Genomic DNA, 22,966 nt, shown 5'->3' with positions numbered 1-22,966 from the left:
GCAACATCGTTCTGTCCGGTCTCCGCGATCAGCATTGAAAAGCGATCACTCCACCGGATGGAAACGGCGGTTTCGACCGCATCACGGGGTGGTTGTCTGCATGGATCGCTCACCCAGTCAAGTCCTCAACGCATCCTCACCATGGCCAAGCCATTAGCCAAAAAACAGTTTCCTGCGGACCAGTTCCTGATCAGTGCGCCATTTGATTGAGAAAACGTCGGCTGCGTTCCTCCTTCGCCTGGGAGAAAAATGTGGCTGAGTCCGTCAGTTCCACGACCCTCCCTGCATCCATGAACAAGACCCGGTCGGCGACTTCACGCGCGAACCCGAGCTCATGGGTCACAACAATCATCGTCATGCCGTCGGCAGCCAGTCTTCGCATGGCATCCAGCACTTCCTTGACCCGTTCCGGATCCAGGGCACTGGTGGGCTCGTCAAACAACATCAGTTCGGGATCCATGGCCAGTGCTCTGGCGATGGCCACCCGTTGTTGCTGACCTCCGCTCAATTCAGAGGGATATTTCATGGCCTGATCGGCAATCCCCATCTGTGCCAAAAGGCCTCGAGCCCGTTCTTCTGCATTGGCCCTGCTGATCTTCCTCACACGGATCGGTGCCAGCGTGATGTTGTCGAGGATCGACAGGTGCGGGAACAGGTTGAATTGTTGGAACACCATTCCGACACGACGGCGAATCCGCCGGATCTGCCGTTCATCCTGATCCGTGTCCAGGGGGATGCCGACGATCTCCAGCTGCCCGGAATCGATTGCTTCAAGTCCGTTGAACGTGCGAATCAGCGTGCTCTTGCCGGAACCCGATGGTCCCATCACCACCAGCACTTCGCCGTGGTTGACGCTGAGGTTCACCTGATCGAGCGCTTTCTGTGAACCGTTGAAGGTCTTGGTGATGGATTCGGCTCTGACGGCAATGGTCATGAAGGAATGGCTGAAGTGGAGGCAGAGGGGCCCTGACGTTCAAGCTGGCGAGCCATGAGGGCCATGGCGGTGCACACCAGCCAGTACAGGCCTGCAAGCCAGATGTAGGTCTCGAGGTGTCGGCCGATATAGGCAGGGTTGGCCAGCAGGCTTCGGCTGATCCCGAGCAGTTCAACCAGGCCAAGAATGGCCATCAAACTGGTGTTCTGAAGCAGGCCAATGGCTTGATTCGTGAGTGCCGGTACCGCCACGCGCAGGGCTTGAGGAAGAACCACGAGCTGTTGGATCTGCCATGGACCCAGACCCAGTGCGGCCGCTGCCTCGAGCTGAGTTCCTGGAATGGCCTGTAAACCTCCGCGGACATCTTCGGCGACATAAGCGGCCGCAAAGAGTGCGAAGGCCACGACGGCTCGGAGCACACGATTGATCTCGATATCGACCGGCAGAAACAGAGGAAGCAGCAGCTGTCCGAAAAAGAGCACGGCGATTAACGGCACTGCTCGCATTCCATCGATGTAAAAGCGACAAAGATGGCGTGGCAGTGTCAGCTTGCTTCTGCGCCCGAGGGCCAGCAGGACTCCTAGTGGCAAAGCCAGAAGACCGCTGAAGCCCGTGAGCAGGACCGTGAGCGTCAAGCCACCCCAGTCCCTCGAGCTCACGCCCGGCAATCCTGCTCCGCCGGCGAGCAGCAGCAGGCCGAAGGGGAGCATGGCGAGCCAGCACCATGACAGAGCTAAACCACTGATTCGCCAGCGTGCGGACACGAGTGGCTGCAGCAGAGTTGCCGCTGTCATCAGGCACAACAGTCCAAGCCAAAGACAAGGTCTCCAGCGCTCGTTCTCCGGATAGGCCCCAACGGCAAAAAGCGGAAGATTTTCCGAGACCACAGACCAGTCAGCACCCACAACGAGCCAGGTCGCTGTGGACCAGACGACCCAGGCGATCAGGGCCAGGATCACAACGCTGAGCACTGTCTGCAATGGATGTCGTCTGGCCTGGAGAAGTCGTTTCCGATATGCAGTCCGTGACCCGGTCATCAATTCCCGGGCTGCTCCGCTGGTGATCTGAACAGGTTGAGAGCTGAAGTGAACAAGGCGACACCGAACAGGGTTCCAAGTGCCCAGAGGCTGTCGAAAGGCCACTCAACCACCAGCAGAACTCCAATTAAGGAGGTGAGTATGCCATCAACAATGCTCAGGCCACCGGCTGGACCTGATGCACTGGCTCCTGAGGCAAGCTCCATGACACCCTCAACCAACAGCAGGATTCCTGCGAACAGGGTGAGGCTGACTTCACTGTCGATGGGATCAATCAGGATGAAGATTGAGCCACCGACGTACAGCAGTCCTGAGAGAACACGAAACAGTTTTCCCTGACTGTTGTTCTCATCGCCAAGGCGTAGAAACTGGCCGATGCCTGCGGCAAATGCGATTCCACCAATTCCAATTGTGAGAAGCGTTGCGGAAGCAAAGGGAAGCAGGATCGCAGCGATTGCGGCGACGACCAGCAGCACCGCAGCGATGCGACGGGAATTCATGAGCTAAGGACTGACAGGTCGATGCTAGATCCGCTGTGCAGGACGAACCACGATTCGATTCAGCACCTGCATGCCTCCGTTAATCAGAAGATTCAGTGCGAGAAAGCTCAGCAAAAGGATCAGGAATCCTTCGATGGCTCTTCCGGTCTGGGTGATCGCTGTATCACTCACGGCGTAGAGATCTGCAAAGCCAACGGCGATTGCCAGTGTGCTGTTTTTTGCCAGATTCAGATACTGACTGCTCAGGGCCGGAAGAATGGCCGGCAAAGCCTGTGGCAACACGACTTTTTTAAGGCCAAGGAGTTCGCTGATTCCCAGGCTGCGGAATGCTTCCCACTGGCCCTTTGGAACCGAGTCGAGCCCACCGCGAACCACCTCAGCGATCGCCGCACCAGTGAAAACGCTTAAGCCCACCAGAACCGCAGAAAACTCCACGCTGAGGTTCAGTCCAAGAATGGCAACGCCTTGATTGGAGAGGCTGATCAGCGCTCCAACAGGAGCCAGCGGTTCGGATGGCAGGCCCAGAAAAGCCACGAAATACCAGAAGAGAAGCTGCAGCAGCAAGGGGATTTGGCGGATCAAGCCCACGTACAAGGCCGCCAGCTGACGGAGCAGAGGATTGAGACTTCGTCGTGCAGCACCGGCCCCAACACCCAGCACCGTGGCCAGCACGATGCTGCATGCAATCACACGCAGGCTGTTGAGCCAGCTCACCAGCAAGGCCCAGGCTGTGCTGTCTCCTGGTTGATAGGGAAGTGTGTGCTCGCTGAGAGCGAATCCTGCGGGCTGCCAGAGCCATTCGAAGCTCAGTCCCAAGCCTGTGCGGATCAGATTCACCGCCAGGTTGTTGACCAGAATTCCAACAACGGTGAGAACAAAGATCACCAGAATGATCTCAAGCCATGGAAAGCGTTTGCCTTTCATTGCAACGGTTTCATTGGAAGGGTGGCGCGGTGATCACTCCTCCATCGCGATGCAACTGATTGAGTCCGCGTGGGATCGGAACGGCGCTGTCTGGCCCCAGGTGTCGGTTGTAGATCTCTCCGTAATTGCCGGTGCCCCTGATCACGTTCACAACGAAATCATTGCTGAGCCCCAGCTTGTCGCCTAGGTCACCTTCAACCCCAAGAAACCGTCTCAACTTGGTGAGATCAGGATTGTCCTGCGCCTCTTGAAGTTTGTTGTCCACATTGGCCTGAGTGATTCCCATCTCTTCTGCAGTGATCGTTGCATAAACCACCCATCGCATGGCATCCGAGAGTTGTTGATCACCACCTGAAGACAGGGGAGCCAGGGGTTCTTTACTGAGAACATCGCCAAGAATGACATGCTCCTCCGGCCGCTCAAATCCTGAACGTGCTGATGCCAGTTGGGATCGGTCTGATGTCATTGCTTGGCAGCGTCCCTGGAGATAGCCGGCAACCACTTGGTTGAGATCCTGATATTTAATCGGTTTGTATGGAAGCCCGAGTGATTGAAATGCATCATTCAGATTCTGTTCGGTCGTTGTACCTGAGCCAACACAGATTGACTGACCTTTGAGATCTTTAAGACTTCGGATTCCGCTGTTTCGGTTGACCAATAACCCCTGCCCATCGTGAAAAACGACTGGCGCGAAGCTCACTCCATTTCCACCTGAAGCATCTCTACTGAGGTTGAACGTTGTATTGCGTGAAAGGAGATCGATCTCTCCAGTTTTCAGTGCTGTGAATCGTTCCGGTGCTGTGAGCGGTCTGTATTGAACCTTGCTGGGATCACCGATGATCGCTGCCGCGAAGGCCTTGCATAGATCCACATCAAGGCCCGCATAGCTGCCATCTCTCTGGAGGAAGCTGAAACCTGGGATCTTTCCGCTGACGCCGCATCTCAGTTCTCCCCTTTTGCGAATCAGATCCAGCCTGGAAGCATCGCCGTCTCCAAGGGTTGCGCAGGCTGAGATTGCCAGGCATGCGGAGAGAAGGGAGATCAGTGAGCGACGTTTCGTCATACGGGTGATCCTTGAAGGGCAATTTTGTCAGAAAATTGAGAGTTTTGAGACGGATGTCTGCTGACCTTGGCAGGAATCTCTACTGTCATCACCATGTTGACCAAGAGCCGAAAGATGTCTCGGTTTCGGCCGCGATCCTTCTTCGCCATGGCGTGTGTCCTGTCCGTGGTTGGTTCTCCTGCTTTGAGCTGGCAGCTCGGAGACCGACAGGCCTACAACAACAAGATGGCCCTGCTCAACGTGATGCTTGAGGGAGCCAAGCAGCGTGCTGTTGATACCGACGATCTTCAGACTCTTTGCCTCGTGATGAGCATCGGTAATGACGTCACCGAGCGCTATCTCCAGGAGCATTCGAACGATCAGCAGATCGAACAGCGCCTGCAAGGAATGCGTAATGACTTCACGTCCTGCTTGGGCCTTCTTTACAGCAGTCAGTGAACCTGTTGATTCATCTGTTCGGATCGCAGCCCTAACTATTGCTTCCTTCAGCCATGACCCCCTTCAGGCTGAGACCCGATTCGTTCGAAAAGATTGAGACTTTCTTCGTTCAATCCTTGAACATCGACCTTCGATCCACCTTGCTGAAGCTTGCGAATCACCTGATTAAGTGCGCTGACGCCGCTTTGATCCCAGATATGAGCGGCTGAAAGATCAATCGTGATTTGACTGGGATGATCATGAACGTCAAATCCCTGAAGAAAATAGATCTTGCTGACGAAAAACAACTGCCCAGTGACGACGTAGCGGCGCATCTCCTCATTCACATCCACAGCATCAACACGGATCACTTTGGCCACCTTTCGGCTGAACAGGATTCCTGCCAGAGCAACCCCTGCAATCACTCCAAGCGCCAGATTGTGCGGCGTGGTCAGCATGGTGACAGCGAAGGTCATCAGCATCACGGCCGTGTCGCTTTTCGGGATTGACCGGAGGCGACGCAGTCCGGCGATATCAGCTGTACTGACGGCAATGCTGATCATCACAGCCACCAGAGCCGCCATGGGGATCTGTTCGAGCCATGGCCGCCCCAGCAGAATCATGGCCAGCAGGCTGACCCCTGAAAAAAGTGTGGAGAGCCGGGTGCGTCCGCCGTTGTCGATGTTCATCACCGACTGACCGACCAGCGCGCAGCCCGCCATGCCACCAAACAGTGAAGACACGATGTTGGCGATGCCCTGACCTCTTGCTTCAACGTTCTTGTTGGAGTTGCTGTCGGTGCGGTCATCCAGGATGTCTTGGGTCAGGAAGGTCTCCATCAGACCCACAAGTGAGATGGCCAGGGCCGTGGGCAGCACGATGCCCAAGGTCTCCAGACTGAAGGGCACTTTCATGTTGGCTGGCGAACCGAAGGGCCAGCTCGGCAGCGGCAGTCCGGTTGGCAAGTCCCCGAGGCTGCTGACGGTGGGGATCTCCAGGCTGAAACCGATCGAGATCACCGTCAGCACAATGATGGCCACTAGCTGTGATGGCACCAGTCGCGTGAGGCGCGGCAGTCCATAGATGATCACCAGGCCAAGCAGGACCAGTCCCCAGACGATCGGAATCTGGCTGCCATGGGGCAACAGGTCATGAGCATGCCCCGCCACGTCGGATTCGCCGAAGTGCAGATTGATGCCCAGCTGAGGAAACTGTGCCTGGAAGATCAGCAGCGCCAGCGCGTTCACAAAGCCGCTGAGCACCCCAAGAGGCACGAAACGCATCTGGTAAGCCAGACGCAGCCAACCCCAGAGAATCTGCAGGATGCCTGTGACGACACCGGCGACCAACAGGTAGGTCAGTCCCAGTCCTTCGCCGCGCGCTTCCCCCGTTGCGACCAGACCGGTCATCAGCAGTGCCGTGGAGCCGGTGGCGGAGGTGATCATCGCTGAGCGACCACCGACGAAAGCGATCGTGATCGAGAGCAGAAACGCTCCGAACAGGCCGACCTGCGGATCCACACCAGCAATGCCGGAGAACGCAATCGCCTCCGGAATCATGGCGAAGGCCACCACAAGTCCGGACAGCAGTTCCTTGCTTGGGTTGCCGAAGCCGAGATTCAACTGCCGAGGCGCGGATCCTGAGGCCATCAATTAACTGTTGAGTGCAGGGACCGTAGTTCAGAGCGGCGGCAATCGTCCCTCCGGATCCAGTTCGCTCTTGAGTTGGCGCAGGTCCGGCAACCACTCGCCGAAGGCTTCAACCAGTTCCTTTTGATGGCCGGGCAGATGGTCGTGCAACTGAGCGAGATGCACTCCAGGGCATGTCGTGCTGAAGTCGTCACTCACCTGCTGCATCCACTCAAGGCTTTGTTGGCGCCCGACGCGATCTCCTGGATTCCAGGTTGCTGTGATCCAAGGCTTCCAGACTGAATCACGGTGAATGAATGATGTGCTGCCGCGCTTGACCCGCGTTGTTGCTCCCCCGAGCTGTTGAGCGCTGATGCGACATCCACCATGGGGTCTCTCCTGCATCCGCCGGTTCAGGCACTGCACTAACGGGTCGGCCTCTTTCCCCATGGCTGGACCGAGTCGTGCGAGCACCTCGCTGTGGACCGGAATGGGAGCAGTGGTATCCGAGGCGAGACGGCCAAAGGTCGGTTGATCCAGTTGATCTGTGCAGGACTGGATGGCAGTTTGATGATCTGAGCCCAGGATCGGATCCAGCGTCTTCAGCGTCTCGGGTGTGGGCTGTTCTGAGCCGCAGTCCACCGCATAGATCTCCAACCTGTCGCCCCAGCTCCACTGCAGGCTGCAGGTTTCAGGCCAGCCCTCCGCGATTTGAAGCAACTCGGGCAGTTGCGATGGAGCGATGACCCCATGGCGCACGTGCAGCGGTTGGCGTCGTTGGGTGCGCAGGCGTAGGCGGGTCACGACAGCCAGGAAAGCTGAGGCACCCATCAATCCGCGCCAGCGACGGCCACACTCTGTTGTTTGATCCCTCTGAAGCGAGAAGGACTCGCCTGATCCCCAGATTCCTTCGATTGCAGTGATGCAATCCAGAGCAAGGCCTTGTGAACGGCTCAGGGGACCCATCCCTCCGGTGAGGATGAATCCACTTCCCGTCAGACCAGAGAGTCCAATGGGAATGCTGCGGTCAGCCGCTTGCAGGACTTGCAGCAGCTCAGCCATCGTCTGGCCGGCGCCGAACTCGATTTCTGCGGAGTTCTCGTGATAGCGGACCTGTCGATGTCGTCGCAGATCCAAGGTCCAGCAGCCATCGCCTGCGCAGCGACTGGTGGTCCCTCCTGCGCAGACCCGCAGAGGGGTTGAGGCAAGCGGCTGCAACATCAGCTGTTTCAACAGCTCCGGACCGGGAGTCAGACATCCAAGGGTTTTTGCATCACGCGCCAGCGGATTCATGGTCTTTGTTTTACGGCCGTGAATAGGTTTGATACAGATGCAACGCACTTGTGACCCTGCAGATCATTGCTCCTGCTGCAACCAAACATGGAGTTCTGATCTGTGGTCATGGCAGCCGCAACCGTCTGGCGGTTGCCGAGTTCGAGGGATTGGCCAACGGACTCAAAGAGCGTCTGGCGGGATTGCCGGTGGAATACGGGTTTCTTGAATTCGCACGACCCATCCTGAGAGATGGCCTGGAACGACTGCGCGAGCAGGGAGTCGTCAAGGTGCTTGCCGTGCCGGCGATGTTGTTTGCCGCTGGGCACGCCAAGAACGACATCCCTTCGGTGCTCAACACCTACAGCGCTGAAACCGGACTGGAGATCGACTACGGCCGGGAACTGGGCGTGGACAGGCTGATGATCGCCGCGGCAGGAGCCCGCATTCAGGAGGCTCTCAACAGGACATCCAGTGTTGACCTCTCCGACACCATGCTTGTGGTTGTCGGCCGTGGTTCCTCGGATCCGGACGCCAATTCCAACGTCGCCAAGGTCACCAGGATGCTGGTGGAGGGTTTTGGCTTCGGCTGGGGAGAAACCGTGTATTCGGGTGTCACGTTTCCACTGGTGGAACCCGGGCTGCGTCATGTGGTGAAGCTTGGCTTCAAGCGCATCATCGTGTTTCCTTATTTTCTGTTCTCCGGGGTGTTGGTCAGCCGCATCCGCCAACACACAGAGCGTGTTGCGGAAGATCATCCAGACGTTGACTTTGTCAACGCGTCCTATTTGGGGGATCACAGCTTCGTTCTCGACACCTTCCTGGAGCGGGTTCAGGAGGTGATGGGGGGAGAGGCTGCAATGAACTGCTCTCTCTGCAAATACAGGGCTCAGGTGCTGGGCTTTGAGCAGGAAGTGGGACTTGACCAGTCAAGCCACCATCACCACGTTGAGGGGCTGACAGAAGCCTGTGCCCTCTGCGAAAGCGAATGCACGGGGGTTTGTCAACCCGACGGCATCCCGATTCCTGTAGGCGGTGGCCACCATCACGACCACGACCATTCCCATGACCATCACAGCCATGACCATGGACACCACCCCTACCCCCATGCCGACCATCCCCTTGGACCGACGACCCTGCGTCGCTTAACACCACAGCAGGAGGCCACTGAGTCTCAAATCTGAAGGAATTCAGTGGAAATGGCGCGCTCAAGCGTCTCTGTCTTGCCCGAGTCTCGTGAGACTTGCTTAGATAAGCGAGGCTGATGTCCGGCGGTGCTGTGGAGAAAAGCTGGGCTTTTCCACAGCTTTGGGACGCTTTTCCACCGCCGTTTCCCGAAAGCAGTCGCCTGAGGGCTGAATCTGTGGTTTTGGATTCCGGTGCCTTTGGTGACTTGACAGAAGTCTCCGCTTGATTCGCCGAGTTTTGGTCTGAGCTCTTCTGTTGGGTCAACCTCCTGCGCTGCAATGAGTCTTGTTTGAGATCCCTGTTGACTGGCAGCGCGTTGTTCGCTTTGACGAACAGGGCAGTTGTGTGGCTCTCTGTTGGTGGAAACGGGACGCAGAAGCGCGGATGGATCGCAATCATTTGGAGCGCTGCATGGATTCGCAGCCGGCCACCGCATCGGATGGTGAATCGCCTTTTGTGAGTCTTGAGGCTGAAATCCCTGAAGTGCTCTATCAGGGCATGAAAGCTTTCATCGGATCCAATCCGGCTTGGGATCAATACCAGGTCATGAGTTCCGCCCTGGCCCAGTTCCTGTTCCAGAACGGCTGTTCCGAGCGCGCCGTCACGGAGCGCTATCTCGATGATCTGTTCAGTCGTTCCCAGGCGTAACCGCTGCCAGGCATGCCCTGCGGGTGATGGCCATCATGGTGAGCGTCGGGCTCTGCCATCCGGAGCTGGGCCAGCAGGCCCCATCCACAACCAGCACGTTGGGACAGCGCCAGAGACGGTTCCATCGATCAACGACGCTGTTGTCTTCGCTGGTTCCCATCGCTGCCCCACCGACTTCGTGGATGTAATACCCGGGAGGTGGAGCGTTCTCCTGAGCAGAGAGAGCTTTGGCAACGAGGGGCTTCACAAGCGGAAGGTGCACTTGATCAGCCAGGGATGTCGTGACACCTCCTGCGACGTTGATGCAGTCCTGAATCGTGCTCTGCATGTGCTGCACCATGGCCTGCTCATTCGCTCTCCATTGGCAGCTGATATGGGGCACTGGCACATCCAGTGGATCGCAGCGTTGCGAGAGGCACACCTGATTTCTTGCATCTGAGAGCACCTCGCCGTGGCCGATCAGAAAGCCAAGCCGATGGTCTGGATTGCGTTTCAGCCACTGAGGTGGATCAAACCGGTTGATGCCTCCCCAAATCCCATAGCCGCGCAGAAAGGGGCGCCCCGCGCAAGTTTCTGGGACATTGCCGAAGGGCAGGAAGAAGCTGCCTGCTCCTGAAAGTGTGCTGGATGGGTCGGACACTTGTGTCGCCCCACATCCGGTTGCACTGGGAACGGAGAAGAATCGACAGCAGGACACATGGTCCATCAATCCTTTCCCCAGTTGGCCGGAGGGATCACTGAACCCTCTGGAGTGCGTTTGGCTCTCTGACTGCAGCAGCAGTCGCAGCGTTGCAATCGTTGAAGCGCAGACCACCACAAGGTTGCAGTCCAGTCGTTGACGTTCTCCAGTGCTGCGGTTCACCACCACAACAGAACGGGCACGCTCTTGTGCTGGACCCATGTCGAGGTATTCCGCCATCGAATTGGACAGAATTTCCACCCGGCCCGTGGCCAGAGCGCGCTGAAGGCTGGAGCCGTTGCTGCTTGATTTGGGCCAGGTGGGGATCTGCTGGCGTTGGTGGGCCTCAAAGCCTCGCGAATGGATGAAGGGGATGCCGCGTTCCCTTGTCAGCAGCTCACGGAACCGCTCCTCCTCAGGCATGAATGGCAACGCCGGTGCCATCTGACCATCGGGGAGCTGCTCAAGGCCATCCCGCTCACCACGGACTTCAAACAGCTGCTCGAGTGCGCTGTAGTGAGGATCGAGATCAGCGTGAGTGATGGGCCAGTTTTGGCCGTATCCGTCATGATCCGCGCTCTTGAATTCATAGTCGGAGAGTCGCAGTGTGATGCCACCCCAGGTGAGGCTGCGGCCTCCAACTTGACGACCCTGGGTCCAAAGAAATGGTTGATCCTCTGGCGTGCTGTACGGGTACAGACGCTCGTCTGCATAGAGGGCGGGGTTCTGTTTCCAGTAGCCAGGATGCTGGATCTGACGACGATGGCGGCCGCTGATCAGCCCTTCGGCCCGCCTCAAACTGTTGCCAGGCTCGCTCCCCAGAGCTTCCGAAGCTGATTGATCGGGGCCCGCCTCCACAACCAGAACCCGCAGCCCTGCCTCGGCAAGTGTCATCGCGGCGACGCCACCTGTGGCTCCCGACCCGATCACAATCGCTTCAAAGGGATTCAAGGACACGGCATGACGACGACCTACCGATAGTGTCCGACGCGGTCGATGGCTCTGGCCAGTCTCCTGAGTCTTGCTGCTGCGGCTGCCGTCCCTCTTGCTCAGACCTGTTTCCGAGCTGAGCCATCAGAGTTTGATGGCAGCACCACCGATCGCCGAGAGCGAATGCAGAGGATTTCAAGGCTGATTCGGGCGGTTGTTGAATCAGACAAAAGGCTCATTTTGATTCTGCGTACTTCATCGGCAATCGAGATCTTTCTTGCAAAGTTGAATCTCTACGTTGTCGTCCAGATGCAACGATTCACCATGCTGCTGACCAGCGCTGTGGTGGCAGCCTGAAACCGATGTGTTGCTTTCAAGACAAGATGCTGAAATCGCGTTCCTTGTTCAGACCTTGCGTTTGAAGCGATTCGAGCGCAATTAACCACCCGAGGAAAGCATTAAAAAACCCCAACAAAGTGGGGCTTTTGAAATTGGTGGCGGGGGGGAGATTTGAACTCCCGACCTTCGGGTTATGAGCCCGACGAGCTACCAGACTGCTCTACCCCGCGTTGACCTAATAACTATACAACTTGGTGATCGAAGACACCACTCAAGCGTGATCAGGAGGTTCGCAGCTCACCTTCCACATCCAGATGAACGCCAGGGTTGAGAATCAGCAGTTGTTCCTCCAGTTCCTTGAGTCCGCTCGGCGTCATCCAATCGAGCTGACGCAGCAGATGCAGAGCCACAGCCTGCTTGGCACGTCGGGCGCCATCTTCAACCTTGATGGCCACGCCCAGGCCTTCGCCGGTTCGGCTCAGGCATTGAATGCCTTCTGCCCCTCCTTTGCTGATCACCTGGTGATGGGAGCGGCGCATCAATTCCGTATCGAATCGCCCCTCTCCAGCCACCAGTTCGGGATGCGCCAGCATCGCCCGGCTGATCTGTTCCAACTCCGCATGAGCGGAAGAGCCCAGATGGGCAAATAACAGAGCGATCTGGTTGAGCTGAAGGCGCAGTGTGGGGGCGCCGCAGTCATCGCGTTCAGCGACCAGTTCATCAGGGGGCAGGCCGAGCAGTTCTGCCACGCGACGCGTGATCTCCTGCTGCAGAGGATGGTCTCCCTGGAGGTAGGTCTCAACGGGCCATCCCATTTTTCGGGCTGTGATCAAAAACGCAGCGTGCTTGCCCGAGCAGTTGTGCTCAAGAGGACTGGAACAGCCTGATGGGATGGGGCACTGCAGATCATCACTGTCCAGTTCTGCGTTCCAGAGCAACCGGAAGGCCTCACGCGCATGATTCGGGGTGCCTGAATGAGATCCGCAGCTGATGGCGATTCCCCGTTCCCCACAGTTGTAGGTCTCCGAGGCACCGCTGCTGATCAGCGGCAGCGCCTGAAAGGGTTTGAGCGCCGAACGAATAAACGTTTCGAAGTCTGGCTGCCCAGCTCTCATCAGCACCCGGCCGCGGCTGTCGCAGACCACTGCATGCACACGGTGGGTGGACTCGATGGAGGAGCCTCGTCGCAGCCGGACCTCCAATGGTGGTGTACTCAGGGAGCGCGCCGAACCGCGGTAACCCGATGGGATCGACATGCCCTGATGTTCCAAAGGTTCAGAGAGCCTGACAGATGCTTGCACCGCCCAGCATCAGGCCGGTCACGAGGGCCATGGCCCTACCGAGACGGCCAAGGATGGGCCTGACTTCATGCTGAGCGAGCAGAAGATCACGTTCTCGCCAGGACACGGGTTTTTCCCAGACCTGACCGTCATACCAGCCTGATTCCTCATATTCGACCTTCTCCGACAGCAGGCGTTTGTGCACGTAGGTCCAGCCCAGCCATTGTCGAATCAACAGCAGCATCGGCATCACAAGTGCAGCAACTCCGCCGGCAAGCAGCAAACGGACTGGATCGTGGCGCAAGGTCCAGCTACCACTGGCCACCAGCACTGTGATTGGTGAAATCAGCAGCCAGCTGATCAGCAAAGCCCGATCCAGCGACACCTGGGCCGTACAGGGCCATGCAAAAAACCAGGATCGGCTGAATTGAGAAAATTCCTCCTGAGGTCTCTGCTCAGGGGGAACAGGACAAGAAATGCTTGAGGCCATGCCGGGCCGCCTGCTAATCGTCTGATGATCTGGACGTTAGGTAGGGACGGCGTTCCCCGTGACTCCAAAATGCTTCAAGGTCGTAGTAACTCCTTTCTCCGGGTTGGAGCACGTGCACGATAAGTTCGCCGTAATCCAGCAAGGCCCAGCGTCCCTCGTTGACTCCCTCTTTTCGTAGGGGAAGTCTCTGGAGCTCATCCTCAATCCGATCCTCGACAGAGCGTGCAATCGCTCTGACCTGAACGTCACTCTGGCCACCGGCGATCACCATCCAGTCAGCAAGACTTGAGACCTCATCAACGCGGATGAGCTGGATGTCCACCGCTTTGCGGTCATCGCACGCATCGGCGGCGAGCTCCGCAAGCTGTTCACTATCCATAGACATTTTCGCTGGTGACGGACTGACGAGAACCTTGCTGTTGCGCCATTTCAGCGCGAGCTTTGCCGGCACTCTTGCGTAATGCCTCGAGTCGGTCTTCGTAGAAGCTGCGTTTTTTCTTCTTTCTGGTTTTTTCGACGAGATCCTTCAGCGCGCCGCCCAGGCTTTTGTAGGCATTCGGGACGCTGTAACCAAAACGACAAGCCAGATCGATGGCCCGTTCATCAGCAGAGATGGCATCGCGCAGCCGTTTTTCCGCATTGTTCTTCAAATACAGGCGGTAGCCCGCGAATCCGGACAAACCGAGGGCCATGAACAACAGCAGGCCGTCTTGCACCCAGAGCTCACCGATGGCCCCGCCCAGACCAATCGCAAGGGCTGCCATCTCCCATCCATCGCGGGGGATGGTGTCGTTCTGAATCCTGCCCACCTCGTGCCAGAACAGCAGATTGCGGTGGTCGAGGGCGAGGTTGTCCCAAGCTTCGAGATCAATCTGAATCTCAACCTCATCCCTGCCGATCTCTTCAAGGGTGATCAAAGCCGGCTCTACGGCAGCGGCTGCCTCGACGAACACCCAGCTCTGCATCTCCGGGGGAAGCAACCCTTTCAGACGCTGGAGCTCACTCATGATTGTCGCTTGTTCTCCTGACCCCCAACGCTAGCGACTGCCGGGCACCTGCCGCTGAACAGATGCATGTGGACATGGGGCTGCGTGGGAGACTCAAAAGGTTTGGCCGCTGAGAGAACGCCCATGCCCCGGCGGAATGACCTTCGTCGCATTCTTCTGCTGGGTTCAGGGCCGATCGTGATCGGCCAGGCATGTGAGTTCGATTACTCGGGAACTCAGGCGTGCAAAGCACTTCGCGCCGAGGGATATGAGGTCGTGCTGGTGAATTCCAACCCGGCTTCGATCATGACCGATCCGGATATGGCGGATCGCACCTACGTGGAACCGCTCACCCCTGAGGTGGTCGCGAGGGTGATTGAACAGGAGCGACCCGATGCCCTGCTTCCCACGATGGGAGGCCAGACCGCCCTCAATCTCGCTGTCAACCTGGCTGAGAACGGAACCCTGGAGCGATTCGGGGTCGAGTTGATCGGTGCCGATCTGCAGGCGATCCGAAAAGCGGAGGATCGACTGCTGTTCAAGCAGGCGATGGAAAGGATCGGAGTGAAGGTCTGTCCTTCGGGAATCGCGTCATCGATGGAGGAGGCGGAGGCTGTGGGAGCCGCTATCGGCACTTATCCCAGAATCATTCGCCCCGCCTTCACTCTGGGCGGAAGTGGAGGTGGGATTGCCTACAACCCAGAGGAATATGCCTCGATCTGCAAAACCGGCCTTGATGCCAGTCCCGTCTCGCAGATTCTGATCGAACAGTCGCTGCTGGGTTGGAAGGAATTCGAACTGGAGGTCATGCGCGATCTCGCCGACAACGTGGTGATTGTCTGCAGCATCGAAAACCTCGATCCCATGGGTGTTCACACCGGTGATTCGATCACCGTGGCCCCAGCCCAGACCCTCACGGATCGCGAGTACCAGCGACTGAGGGATCAATCCATCGCCATTATTCGTGAGATCGGTGTAGCCACTGGCGGCAGCAACATCCAGTTCGCGATCAACCCCGCCGATGGCGAAGTTGTGGTGATCGAGATGAATCCCCGCGTCAGCCGATCGTCGGCTCTGGCCAGCAAGGCCACAGGATTCCCCATTGCCAAAATTGCCGCGCGTCTCGCCGTTGGCTACACCCTCGACGAGATTCTCAACGACATCACCGGCAAAACACCTGCCTGCTTTGAACCGACGATCGATTACGTCGTCACCAAGGTTCCGCGTTTCGCTTTCGAAAAATTCAGGGGTTCGCCCGCAGTGCTCACCACGGCCATGAAATCGGTGGGCGAGGCGATGGCCATCGGACGCTGTTTCGAGGAGTCGTTCCAGAAAGCGTTGCGATCTCTGGAAACAGGCCTGGCCGGCTGGGGTGGTGATCGCGCTGAGCCGGAGCTCACCGCAGCAGAACTTGACCGCTCCCTGCGCACGCCCTCACCGGAACGAATCCTCTCTGTTCGAGCCGCCATGGTGGCGGGACGCACGGATGAGCAGATTCACGAGCTCAGCCGCATCGACCCCTGGTTCCTGGCCAAGTTGCGCGTTCTGATCAACACCGAATCTGAACTGCTCAACGATCGTCAGTTGTCGGACCTCAGCGCTGCGGATTTGCTCAGGCTGAAGCAGCTCGGCTACTCCGATCGTCAGATCGCCTGGTTCACCGGCTCAGATCAGCTGGATGTGCGCGAAGCGCGACTGAACCTCGGTGTGCGTCCTGTGTTCAAGACCGTGGACACCTGTGCGGCCGAATTCGCATCGACCACTCCGTACCACTATTCAACGTATGAACGTCCGTGGTCTCGCCTGGATGCAACAGGCACATTGACGGTGCAGCCCCCGGCGACGGAAGTGTCGGAGGACAACAGACGCAAGCTGATGATCCTGGGCGGCGGTCCCAATCGCATCGGCCAAGGCATCGAATTCGATTACTGCTGTTGCCATGCATCGTTTTCCGCCCAGGACCGTGGCTTCGCCACAGTGATGCTCAACAGCAATCCCGAAACGGTCTCCACCGACTACGACAGCAGTGACCGTCTTTATTTCGAACCACTCACGTTTGAGGATGTTCTCAACGTGATCGAGGCGGAACGGCCTGAAGGCGTGATTGTTCAATTCGGCGGCCAAACGCCGCTCAAGCTGGCGATGCCCCTGCTGCGTTGGTTGAATTCGCCGGCAGGTCAGGCCACGGGCACCCGTATCTGGGGAACATCTCCGGAATCGATCGATCGTGCTGAGGACCGTGAGCAGTTCGAAGCGATTCTGCGTGAACTTGACATCCGCCAACCACGCAACGGCCTCGCCCGCAGCGAACAAGAGGCACGCAAGGTGGCAGAGACCGTGGGATATCCGGTGGTGGTGCGCCCCTCCTATGTGCTGGGTGGTCGGGCGATGGAGGTCGTTCACGACGAGTTGGAGCTCAATCGCTACATGACCGAAGCGGTGCAGGTGGAACCGGATCATCCGGTGCTCATCGATCAATACCTCGAGAACGCCGTTGAGGTGGATGTGGATGCGCTTTGCGACCGGGATGGTGTGGTGGTGATCGGTGGGCTGATGGAGCACATCGAACCCGCAGGGATTCATTCAGGTGATTCCGCCTGCTGTCTGCCATCGGTCTCTCTCGGAGATGAGGCCCTTGCCACCATTCGCTCCTGGACGAAGGCCCTCGCCCTACGCCTTCAAGTTCAGGGTTTGATCAACCTTCAGTTCGCTGTTCAACGCACTGCTTCAGGGGAGGAGCGGGTGTTCATCATCGAAGCCAATCCGCGCGCCTCAAGGACGGTGCCCTTCGTGGCCAAGGCCACCGGTGTTCCATTGGCACGAATCGCCACTCGCCTGATGGCCGGCGAGATTCTCGCTGACATTGGTCTCAGCCAGGAGCCTTCTCCGCCGCTTCAAGCGGTGAAAGAGGCTGTTCTCCCCTTCCGGCGCTTCCCCGGTGCCGATTCACTGCTGGGTCCGGAAATGCGCTCCACCGGAGAGGTGATGGGTTGGGCTTCGCACTTTGGGATGGCTTACGCCAAGGCAGAGCTCGCCGCTGGAGAGGCCCTGCCAACCAAGGGCAGTGTTTTTCTCTCGACCCATGACCGGGACAAGCTGGCGCTGGTTCCTGTGGCCAAGCGTTTGCTTGATCTGGGTTTCTCGCTCACCGCCACCGCTGGCACAGCGTCCACATTGAGTGAGGCTGGTCTTCAGGTGCAGCCAGTGTTGAAGGTCCATGAAGGGCGCCCGAATATCGAGGATCTGATCCGCTCCGGTGCTGTGCAGCTTGTGATCAACACGCCGATCGGACGTCAAGCGGCCCATGACGATCGCTATTTGCGGCGTGCTGCGCTCGATTACTCCGTACCGACCCTCACCACGCTTGCCGGTGCTCGGTCCGCTGTTCAGGGAATTGAGGCGCTGCAATCGCAGACGTTTGATATCCATGCCCTTCAGGATGTTCATCGATAGGGTCAGCCCCGGTAGGGTCGCCGAAGCGTCAATGTCTTCAAGTGACTGTCACCAGCATTCCCAACGTTGCCCCCGGCAGTGACTGCCGTGATGCTTTCCAAGCTGCTTACCAGAATCGCTACACCTGGGAACCGGGTTTTGGCGGATATCAAGGACGTTGCGTCTGGGAACAAGGCGACCGTCGTGTTGAAGGTCGTTTCCAGATCGGTGCGGATCTGAAGGCCAAGGTCGAGGGCATCGACGATGCCGAGGTGGAGAAGGCGATCGCATCCCAACTCTGGGAAGTCGCCATTCATCGCGTTCGCAGACCTTTTGAACAGGTGCATGGTGCCAACACCTTCACTGCTGGTGACAGCACTGACGAAGGTCTGGAGGTATTGATCGGAGGGAAAGGAGAGGGTGATCGCTATCGCATCAAAGCTGATGTGGTGACGATGGTTCACCGGCATATCCATGGCACGGTGGTCACGATTCACACCGGAAGCACCACGGACACCGGATCGGGTTATCTCAGTCGCAACTACACCAGCCAGTACTCGGATCCCGCCAGCGGCGAAGCCAGGGGTGCCTCCAGTTCGTTTGAAGACACGTTCGTGCCCGTTGGTGAGCAGGGCTGCTGGGTTCTTGAGCGTCGAGCGATCAGCACCAAGGATGCCGACGGCAACGACACGCTTCAGGTGTTCGAGTTCAACGATCTGGCGGCACTCTGATGTCAGTTCCTGCCAGCGCTGCCGACAATTTCGACAGCGTGGTCACCGCGATCAATGGTCCGGTCAGTTCCTTCGCCTGGGGATGGCCGACCGTGGGTCTGATTTCGATCACCGGCGTTCTGCTGATGGTCGGTCTGCGCTTCATGCCGATCCTTCGGCTTCCGTATGGAGTGCGCATGATGTTGGCCCCTTCAGATCAGCAGGCTGAGGGTGATATCAGTTCCTTCCAGGCTCTGATGACATCACTGGCGGCCACCGTCGGCACCGGAAATATCGCCGGTGTGGCAGGCGCGATCGCCATCGGTGGGCCAGGTGCGGTCTTCTGGATGTGGTTAATCGCCTTCTTCGGCATTGCCACCAAATACGCCGAAGCCGTTCTGGCGGTTCACTACCGCGAGGTGGATGACCTGGGTCATCACGTCGGCGGGCCGATGTACTACATCAGCAAAGGTCTTGGACCTCGATGGGTCTGGCTCGGAGGGGCGTTCGCTCTGTTCGGCATGCTGGCCGGTTTCGGCATCGGCAACGGCGTTCAGTGCTTTGAAGTCTCCAGTGCCTTGCTCGGGCTCGGGGTGCCTCGGGAAGTGACAGCTGTCGTTCTAGGGGTGTTGGTCTTTGCCGTGATCATCGGCGGTGTGCGCCGGATCTCCAAGGCCGCCTCCGCGATTGTGCCGTTCATGGCGATCGCCTATGTGCTGGCCTGCCTGATCATTCTTCTGGCCAACCTCGGCAGCGTCGGTGACGCCTTCGCCAGCATTTTCAGCAATGCATTCACTGGTCAGGCCGCTGCAACCGGCACGCTCACGCAGGTGATCTTGATGGGATTCAAACGGGGGGTTTTCTCCAATGAAGCCGGCCTGGGCAGTGCACCGATTGCCCATGCTGCTGCCCGCACGGATGATCCCGTTCGTCAGGGCACTGTGGCGATGCTCGGCACCTTCATCGACACGATGATTATCTGTACTCTCACCGCCCTCGTGATTTTGGTCAGTGGGATCGCCGGAGGTGGATTGTCGGGCTCTGAGCTGTCGATCGCAGCCTTCAACGAGGCGCTGGCCGGTTCGGGCTGGATCGTCACCTTCGGTCTGCTTGTTTTCGCGTTCACCACCGTCCTCGGTTGGAGTTTCTATGGCGAACGCTGCACTGAATATCTGTTTGGTGTGAAGGCGATTCTGCCTTTCAGGGGCGTGTGGGTGGCAGTGGTGGTGATCGGTTCGTTGGTCGGCGATCGCGGTGTGGTGTGGGGTGTTGCGGATACTCTCAATGGCCTGATGGCCATTCCCAACCTGATCGCGCTGGTGCTGTTGTCAGGAACCGTTTTTGAACTCACCCGTCGCTATCGCTTCCCCGATGCGTCGGAATCATCCAACTGATCGGATCGGATGATCCGCTGTGGGAAAGCCTCCGCCATCGGCCGGAGGCTTTTTTAATGATGGGGATTGTGCAGACCCCTTGATCGCTCAGCCTTGATCGGGCATCGGGGTGACGTTCTTCAGGCGTTCATTCAGCTGCATGGCCATGGATTGACGACCCACGGCCAGAACTTTCAGGGTGTCTTCGTGCATCCGCAATTGCGCATCGGCGACCTGCATGCCGCGCACCAGTTCCTTCAGATCTTCAGGAAGCTCATTGAGGTTGTAGCGCTTGCCTTCGAAGGTGAGCACTGGATTTTCTGCTGGCGTTGCGGTCATCGGATGGACTGAATCACTGTTGAATCCATCGAAACTTAGCTGCACCGATCGCGAATCATTTGGCGTTCACACAGATCTCGATAGCGACCGTTGTTCGCCATTAACTGATCATGGCTGCCTCGTTCGCTGATTTGACCACGGTCAAGCACCACGATCTGGTCGGCTTCCTGCACCGTGGCCAGTCGGTGGGCAATCACCAGCACGGTGCGGCCATGCATGGCCTGGCGTAATCCCAGCTGAACAGCCGCCTCAGCCTCAGCGTCTAGGGCACTGGTGGCTTCATCAAGCAACAGCACCGCGGGATTTCCCAGCACGGCTCTGGCAATGGCAATGCGTTGCAGCTGGCCTCCGGAAACATTGGTGCCACGTTCCTCCAGCTTCGTCTCATAGCCATCTGGCAAGGCCATGATGAAGTCATGGGCATTGGCCAGACGGGCTGCTTCGAGCAGCTGATTATGGCTCGCTGGTCTGCCGAAACGAATCGCTTCAGCAATGCTGCCGGAGAACACCGTTGTGCGCTGGGGAACGAGGGCGACCTGCTGCCTCAGCTCGCGCGCTTTCACTTGCGCCAGGTTCTTGCCATCCAGCTCGATCTCTCCTGACTGGGCACTGTTGAAGCGCAGAAGCAGGGAGAACAATGTGCTTTTGCCGGCACCGGATGGGCCAACCAGCGCCACCACCTGACCGGCTTCGATGGTCAGGTTGATGTCTTGAAGCACAGGTTCGCCATTGCCGTAAGCGAAATGAACGCGATGCAGATTCAGGTGTCCTGCAGGCCGACCAATCGGCAAGGCGGGGTCAGGGTCCGCAGTTTCCTGAGGCTCCTGTTCGATCTGGCGCAGTCGTCGCAGCGAAGCCTGTCCCTGCTGAAATTCATTGAAGTTGTTGGTGACATGCGCAATGGGGTCGATCAGCACCACAAGGCCGGTGAGATAGCTGCTCAGGCCAGCAATGCTCAGGCCATCGTTCTGAATCCTCCAGGCGGCCAGTCCCAGTACTGAGAAAAGGCCCACCACTTCGATCATTCCCACCACCGGATGCTGCAGCGCCACAAGGCTGTAGGTGCGATGTCGAGCCTGACGATGCTGATCAATCTCGTCTTCAAATCGACCTTGCAGCCAGGGCTCTGCTGCAAACGCCCGCACAAGCGGCAGGCCCTCGATGGCTTCGCCGAGCAAACCGGCCAGTTCGCTCACTTTTTTCTGGCTGCGTTCGGTGGCTGCCATCACCCTGGCGCCAAACAGGCTGATCAGCCAGATGATCAACGGTGCCAGCAGCAGAATGGAAGCCGTGAGTTTCCAGTCCAGCCAGAGCATGTACCCCAGCACCGCCAGCAGTTGTAGAGCGCTTGGCAGTGTGTCGTGAATCGATTTGTACAGCACTTCACTGACACGATCAGCGTCTTCGGTCAGTCGGTAGGTGAGATCGCCGGCTGAGAGCTTCTCCAGTGCTCCCAGTTCAACGGTCTGCAGACGACGAAACAGATTGCTGCGCAGGGTCTTGCTCACCTGAAGGGCGGGGCCTGCCAGCAGTGAGTCCTGACCGAATTGAGCCAGCTTCTGGATCGCGAAAATCAGCACGCCCTGCCCGATCAACGCGAGCACCCGCCCTAGATCCCTCGATCCCAGTGCGGGGAAAAGGGAACCCGCGAGGTTGAGCAGCAATAGAAAGCTGCTCACATAGATGAGCATGCAGACCAGCCCGAGGCTCAGTTGGGGCAGATGCGGACGCAGCAATGGCAGCAGCCTGCGGAATCCTGCCTCGGAGGTTTTCAGCATCGCGTCACACTATCAATGCTCTTTCGTGATCTCTTGGGCTGATGCGACTCGATCAGTTCCTGAAATGGCAAGGATGGGTTGGCACCGGTGGTGAGGCCAAGATGTTGATTCAGGCCGGGCAAGTGCTTGTGAATGACAGCGTTGTGACTCAGCGAGGACGTCAGCTCAAGCTCGGGGACAGCGTGATCCTGGGAGGAGATCAGGCGGTCGTCACGAAGATCTGAGACGACTTTGCTCCCGTAGGAACGTAAGTTGGCTGCTGCTGAGCCGCAGAGGACGCAAGCGTGGGCAAACCGGTGATTGCTGGAAACTGGAAGATGCACATGACCTGCGCCCAGGCCCGGGACTGGTTGGCCACGTTTATGCCACTGATCGCCGACACGCCTGATGACCGTGATTTGGTCGTTGCGCCTCCGTTTACGGCGATCAGCACCACCGCTGAAGTCACGTCAGGATCACGGCTGGAGATTTCGAGTCAGAACGTGCACTGGGAAGCAGAGGGGGCGTTCACGGGTGAGATCGCTCCATCGATGCTGGAAGAGCATGGAGTGCGTTACGCGATCGTTGGTCACAGCGAGCCGCGTAAGTATTTCAGTGAGAGTGATGAGCAGATCAACCATCGGGCGCGTTCAGCTCAAGCCCATGGACTGATCCCCATCGTCTGCGTGGGAGAAAGTGATGAACAGCGCAGCCGTGGTGAAGCCGAGCGCGTGATCCGTCGGCAGGTCGAGCAGGGCCTCGAAGGACTCGATCCGAATCGTCTTGTGGTTGCCTATGAACCCATCTGGGCCATCGGCACCGGTAAGACCTGTGAATCTTCGGAGGCCAACCGTATCTGTGGCCTGATTCGTAGTTGGGTGGGTGCTCCTGATTTGATCATTCAGTACGGAGGATCCGTCAAACCCGGAAACATCGATGAGCTCATGAGCATGAGTGATATCGACGGCGTGCTCGTGGGTGGTGCGTCACTGGATGCGGAAAGCTTCGCTCGCATCGCCAACTATCAGGTCGCCTGATTC

At 58.1% G+C, this 22,966-nt stretch carries 22 protein-coding genes and 1 tRNA gene; 8 read left to right on the top strand and 15 right to left on the bottom strand.

The annotated features are described in order from the left end of the window. Positions 1–190 precede the first annotated feature (190 nt). From AC6EI9_RS04560 to AC6EI9_RS04540, 5 genes are read right to left on the bottom strand one after another with little or no spacing between them, the layout of a single operon-like run. A complete protein-coding gene (locus AC6EI9_RS04560; RefSeq protein WP_498469345.1) occupies positions 191–934 on the bottom strand; it encodes an amino acid ABC transporter ATP-binding protein in 744 nt (247 codons plus the stop codon). Beyond that, on the bottom strand, positions 931–1,971 hold the full coding sequence (locus tag AC6EI9_RS04555; RefSeq protein ID WP_498469344.1) for an amino acid ABC transporter permease: 1,041 nt from the start codon (positions 1,969–1,971) through the stop codon (positions 931–933). The genes AC6EI9_RS04560 and AC6EI9_RS04555 overlap by 4 nt, the downstream gene beginning before the upstream one ends. Next, complete coding sequence (locus tag AC6EI9_RS04550) at positions 1,971–2,471, bottom strand: HdeD family acid-resistance protein (protein ID WP_498469343.1); 501 nt, start codon at positions 2,469–2,471, stop codon at positions 1,971–1,973. Before AC6EI9_RS04550 ends, AC6EI9_RS04555 begins: the two co-directional genes overlap by 1 nt. A gap of 24 nt (positions 2,472–2,495) precedes the next feature. After that, positions 2,496–3,395 carry an ABC transporter permease subunit gene (locus AC6EI9_RS04545; RefSeq protein WP_498469342.1) on the bottom strand — a complete coding sequence of 300 codons (900 nt, stop codon included), beginning with the start codon at positions 3,393–3,395 and terminating at the stop codon, positions 2,496–2,498. Between the two features lie 10 nt (positions 3,396–3,405). Next, positions 3,406–4,458, bottom strand: coding sequence for an amino acid ABC transporter substrate-binding protein (locus tag AC6EI9_RS04540; protein WP_498469341.1), 1,053 nt, complete (start codon positions 4,456–4,458; stop codon positions 3,406–3,408). Positions 4,459–4,605: 147 nt separating this feature from the next. Here AC6EI9_RS04540 and AC6EI9_RS04535 point away from each other — a divergent pair, with 147 nt between their 5' ends. After that, complete coding sequence (locus tag AC6EI9_RS04535; RefSeq protein WP_498469340.1) at positions 4,606–4,896, top strand: hypothetical protein; 291 nt, start codon at positions 4,606–4,608, stop codon at positions 4,894–4,896. 47 nt (positions 4,897–4,943) lie between these two features. Here the strand turns inward: AC6EI9_RS04535 and AC6EI9_RS04530 are convergent, their stop codons facing one another. Both AC6EI9_RS04530 and AC6EI9_RS04525 read right to left on the bottom strand, forming a co-directional pair. Further along, positions 4,944–6,524, bottom strand: a complete 1,581-nt coding sequence (locus tag AC6EI9_RS04530) for a SulP family inorganic anion transporter (protein ID WP_498469339.1) — start codon at positions 6,522–6,524, stop codon at positions 4,944–4,946. Positions 6,525–6,554: 30 nt separating this feature from the next. Continuing rightward, positions 6,555–7,796 carry an FAD-binding protein gene (locus AC6EI9_RS04525; protein ID WP_498469338.1) on the bottom strand — a complete coding sequence of 414 codons (1,242 nt, stop codon included), beginning with the start codon at positions 7,794–7,796 and terminating at the stop codon, positions 6,555–6,557. Positions 7,797–7,846: 50 nt separating this feature from the next. Between AC6EI9_RS04525 and AC6EI9_RS04520 the strand changes: the two genes are divergently transcribed. Then, complete coding sequence (locus AC6EI9_RS04520) at positions 7,847–8,959, top strand: sirohydrochlorin chelatase (RefSeq protein ID WP_498469337.1); 1,113 nt, start codon at positions 7,847–7,849, stop codon at positions 8,957–8,959. Positions 8,960–9,347: 388 nt separating this feature from the next. After that, positions 9,348–9,611, top strand: coding sequence for a DUF2811 domain-containing protein (locus AC6EI9_RS04515; protein WP_498469915.1), 264 nt, complete (start codon positions 9,348–9,350; stop codon positions 9,609–9,611). Here AC6EI9_RS04515 and AC6EI9_RS04510 read toward each other — a convergent pair. From AC6EI9_RS04510 to AC6EI9_RS04485, 6 genes are all read right to left on the bottom strand, one after another. Then, positions 9,592–11,247 carry a GMC oxidoreductase gene (locus AC6EI9_RS04510; protein ID WP_498469336.1) on the bottom strand — a complete coding sequence of 552 codons (1,656 nt, stop codon included), beginning with the start codon at positions 11,245–11,247 and terminating at the stop codon, positions 9,592–9,594. The genes AC6EI9_RS04515 and AC6EI9_RS04510 overlap by 20 nt on opposite strands. Positions 11,248–11,712: 465 nt before the next feature. Beyond that, a tRNA-Met gene (locus AC6EI9_RS04505) sits at positions 11,713–11,789 on the bottom strand. A 51-nt stretch (positions 11,790–11,840) separates the two neighbouring features. Further along, positions 11,841–12,815, bottom strand: a complete 975-nt coding sequence (locus AC6EI9_RS04500; RefSeq protein WP_498469335.1) for an asparaginase — start codon at positions 12,813–12,815, stop codon at positions 11,841–11,843. A 19-nt stretch (positions 12,816–12,834) separates the two neighbouring features. Beyond that, positions 12,835–13,329, bottom strand: a complete 495-nt coding sequence (locus AC6EI9_RS04495; protein WP_498469334.1) for a CGLD27 family protein — start codon at positions 13,327–13,329, stop codon at positions 12,835–12,837. 13 nt (positions 13,330–13,342) lie between these two features. After that, positions 13,343–13,708: a ribosome silencing factor gene (rsfS, locus tag AC6EI9_RS04490; protein ID WP_498469913.1), complete on the bottom strand. Its 366-nt coding sequence runs from the start codon at positions 13,706–13,708 to the stop codon at positions 13,343–13,345. Then, positions 13,701–14,336 carry a DUF3318 domain-containing protein gene (locus AC6EI9_RS04485; protein WP_498469333.1) on the bottom strand — a complete coding sequence of 212 codons (636 nt, stop codon included), beginning with the start codon at positions 14,334–14,336 and terminating at the stop codon, positions 13,701–13,703. Before AC6EI9_RS04485 ends, rsfS begins: the two co-directional genes overlap by 8 nt. 123 nt (positions 14,337–14,459) lie before the next feature. Between AC6EI9_RS04485 and carB the strand changes: the two genes are divergently transcribed. The 3 genes from carB to AC6EI9_RS04470 are packed head-to-tail and all read left to right on the top strand — an operon-like array spanning position 14,460 to position 19,851. After that, positions 14,460–17,768, top strand: a complete 3,309-nt coding sequence (gene carB / locus AC6EI9_RS04480; protein ID WP_498469332.1) for a carbamoyl-phosphate synthase large subunit — start codon at positions 14,460–14,462, stop codon at positions 17,766–17,768. A 41-nt stretch (positions 17,769–17,809) separates the two neighbouring features. Continuing rightward, positions 17,810–18,478: a DUF3386 domain-containing protein gene (locus tag AC6EI9_RS04475; RefSeq protein ID WP_498469331.1), complete on the top strand. Its 669-nt coding sequence runs from the start codon at positions 17,810–17,812 to the stop codon at positions 18,476–18,478. Beyond that, on the top strand, positions 18,478–19,851 hold the full coding sequence (locus AC6EI9_RS04470) for an alanine/glycine:cation symporter family protein (protein WP_498469330.1): 1,374 nt from the start codon (positions 18,478–18,480) through the stop codon (positions 19,849–19,851). The genes AC6EI9_RS04475 and AC6EI9_RS04470 overlap by 1 nt, the downstream gene beginning before the upstream one ends. Positions 19,852–19,938: 87 nt before the next feature. Here AC6EI9_RS04470 and AC6EI9_RS04465 read toward each other — a convergent pair whose 3' ends face one another. Together AC6EI9_RS04465 and AC6EI9_RS04460 are read right to left on the bottom strand one after the other, a co-directional pair. Further along, complete coding sequence (locus AC6EI9_RS04465) at positions 19,939–20,169, bottom strand: DUF6447 family protein (protein WP_114992619.1); 231 nt, start codon at positions 20,167–20,169, stop codon at positions 19,939–19,941. Between the two features lie 35 nt (positions 20,170–20,204). Next, on the bottom strand, positions 20,205–21,947 hold the full coding sequence (locus tag AC6EI9_RS04460; protein ID WP_498469329.1) for an ABC transporter ATP-binding protein: 1,743 nt from the start codon (positions 21,945–21,947) through the stop codon (positions 20,205–20,207). Between the two features lie 41 nt (positions 21,948–21,988). Here AC6EI9_RS04460 and AC6EI9_RS04455 point away from each other — a divergent pair, with 41 nt between their 5' ends. Continuing rightward, complete coding sequence (locus AC6EI9_RS04455; protein WP_498469328.1) at positions 21,989–22,171, top strand: RNA-binding S4 domain-containing protein; 183 nt, start codon at positions 21,989–21,991, stop codon at positions 22,169–22,171. 60 nt (positions 22,172–22,231) lie between these two features. Then, complete coding sequence (gene tpiA, locus AC6EI9_RS04450; RefSeq protein WP_498469327.1) at positions 22,232–22,963, top strand: triose-phosphate isomerase; 732 nt, start codon at positions 22,232–22,234, stop codon at positions 22,961–22,963. Positions 22,964–22,966 lie beyond the last annotated feature (3 nt).

The sequence above is a fragment of the Synechococcus sp. MIT2312 genome (genome assembly GCF_059772315.1).
Note: the sequence above shows the minus strand (reverse complement) of the source record. Positions and strands in the feature narration are given on the sequence as shown.

Excerpts from the sequence above, each read along its gene's own strand:
- AC6EI9_RS04560 (WP_498469345.1), bottom strand. The coding sequence starts at position 934 with ATGACCATTGCCGTCAGAGCCGAATCCATCACCAAGACCTTCAACGGT.
- AC6EI9_RS04535 (WP_498469340.1), top strand. The coding sequence starts at position 4,606 with ATGGCGTGTGTCCTGTCCGTGGTTGGTTCTCCTGCTTTGAGCTGGCAG.
- AC6EI9_RS04530 (WP_498469339.1), bottom strand. The coding sequence starts at position 6,524 with ATGGCCTCAGGATCCGCGCCTCGGCAGTTGAATCTCGGCTTCGGCAAC.
- AC6EI9_RS04485 (WP_498469333.1), bottom strand. The coding sequence starts at position 14,336 with ATGAGTGAGCTCCAGCGTCTGAAAGGGTTGCTTCCCCCGGAGATGCAG.
- rsfS (WP_498469913.1), bottom strand. The coding sequence starts at position 13,708 with ATGGATAGTGAACAGCTTGCGGAGCTCGCCGCCGATGCGTGCGATGAC.
- AC6EI9_RS04555 (WP_498469344.1), bottom strand. The coding sequence starts at position 1,971 with ATGACCGGGTCACGGACTGCATATCGGAAACGACTTCTCCAGGCCAGA.
- AC6EI9_RS04455 (WP_498469328.1), top strand. The coding sequence starts at position 21,989 with ATGCGACTCGATCAGTTCCTGAAATGGCAAGGATGGGTTGGCACCGGT.
- carB (WP_498469332.1), top strand. The coding sequence starts at position 14,460 with ATGCCCCGGCGGAATGACCTTCGTCGCATTCTTCTGCTGGGTTCAGGG.
- AC6EI9_RS04495 (WP_498469334.1), bottom strand. The coding sequence starts at position 13,329 with ATGGCCTCAAGCATTTCTTGTCCTGTTCCCCCTGAGCAGAGACCTCAG.
- AC6EI9_RS04550 (WP_498469343.1), bottom strand. The coding sequence starts at position 2,471 with ATGAATTCCCGTCGCATCGCTGCGGTGCTGCTGGTCGTCGCCGCAATC.
- AC6EI9_RS04470 (WP_498469330.1), top strand. The coding sequence starts at position 18,478 with ATGTCAGTTCCTGCCAGCGCTGCCGACAATTTCGACAGCGTGGTCACC.
- AC6EI9_RS04500 (WP_498469335.1), bottom strand. The coding sequence starts at position 12,815 with ATGTCGATCCCATCGGGTTACCGCGGTTCGGCGCGCTCCCTGAGTACA.
- AC6EI9_RS04460 (WP_498469329.1), bottom strand. The coding sequence starts at position 21,947 with ATGCTGAAAACCTCCGAGGCAGGATTCCGCAGGCTGCTGCCATTGCTG.
- AC6EI9_RS04540 (WP_498469341.1), bottom strand. The coding sequence starts at position 4,458 with ATGACGAAACGTCGCTCACTGATCTCCCTTCTCTCCGCATGCCTGGCA.
- AC6EI9_RS04545 (WP_498469342.1), bottom strand. The coding sequence starts at position 3,395 with ATGAAAGGCAAACGCTTTCCATGGCTTGAGATCATTCTGGTGATCTTT.
- AC6EI9_RS04525 (WP_498469338.1), bottom strand. The coding sequence starts at position 7,796 with ATGAATCCGCTGGCGCGTGATGCAAAAACCCTTGGATGTCTGACTCCC.
- AC6EI9_RS04465 (WP_114992619.1), bottom strand. The coding sequence starts at position 20,169 with ATGACCGCAACGCCAGCAGAAAATCCAGTGCTCACCTTCGAAGGCAAG.
- AC6EI9_RS04515 (WP_498469915.1), top strand. The coding sequence starts at position 9,348 with ATGGATCGCAATCATTTGGAGCGCTGCATGGATTCGCAGCCGGCCACC.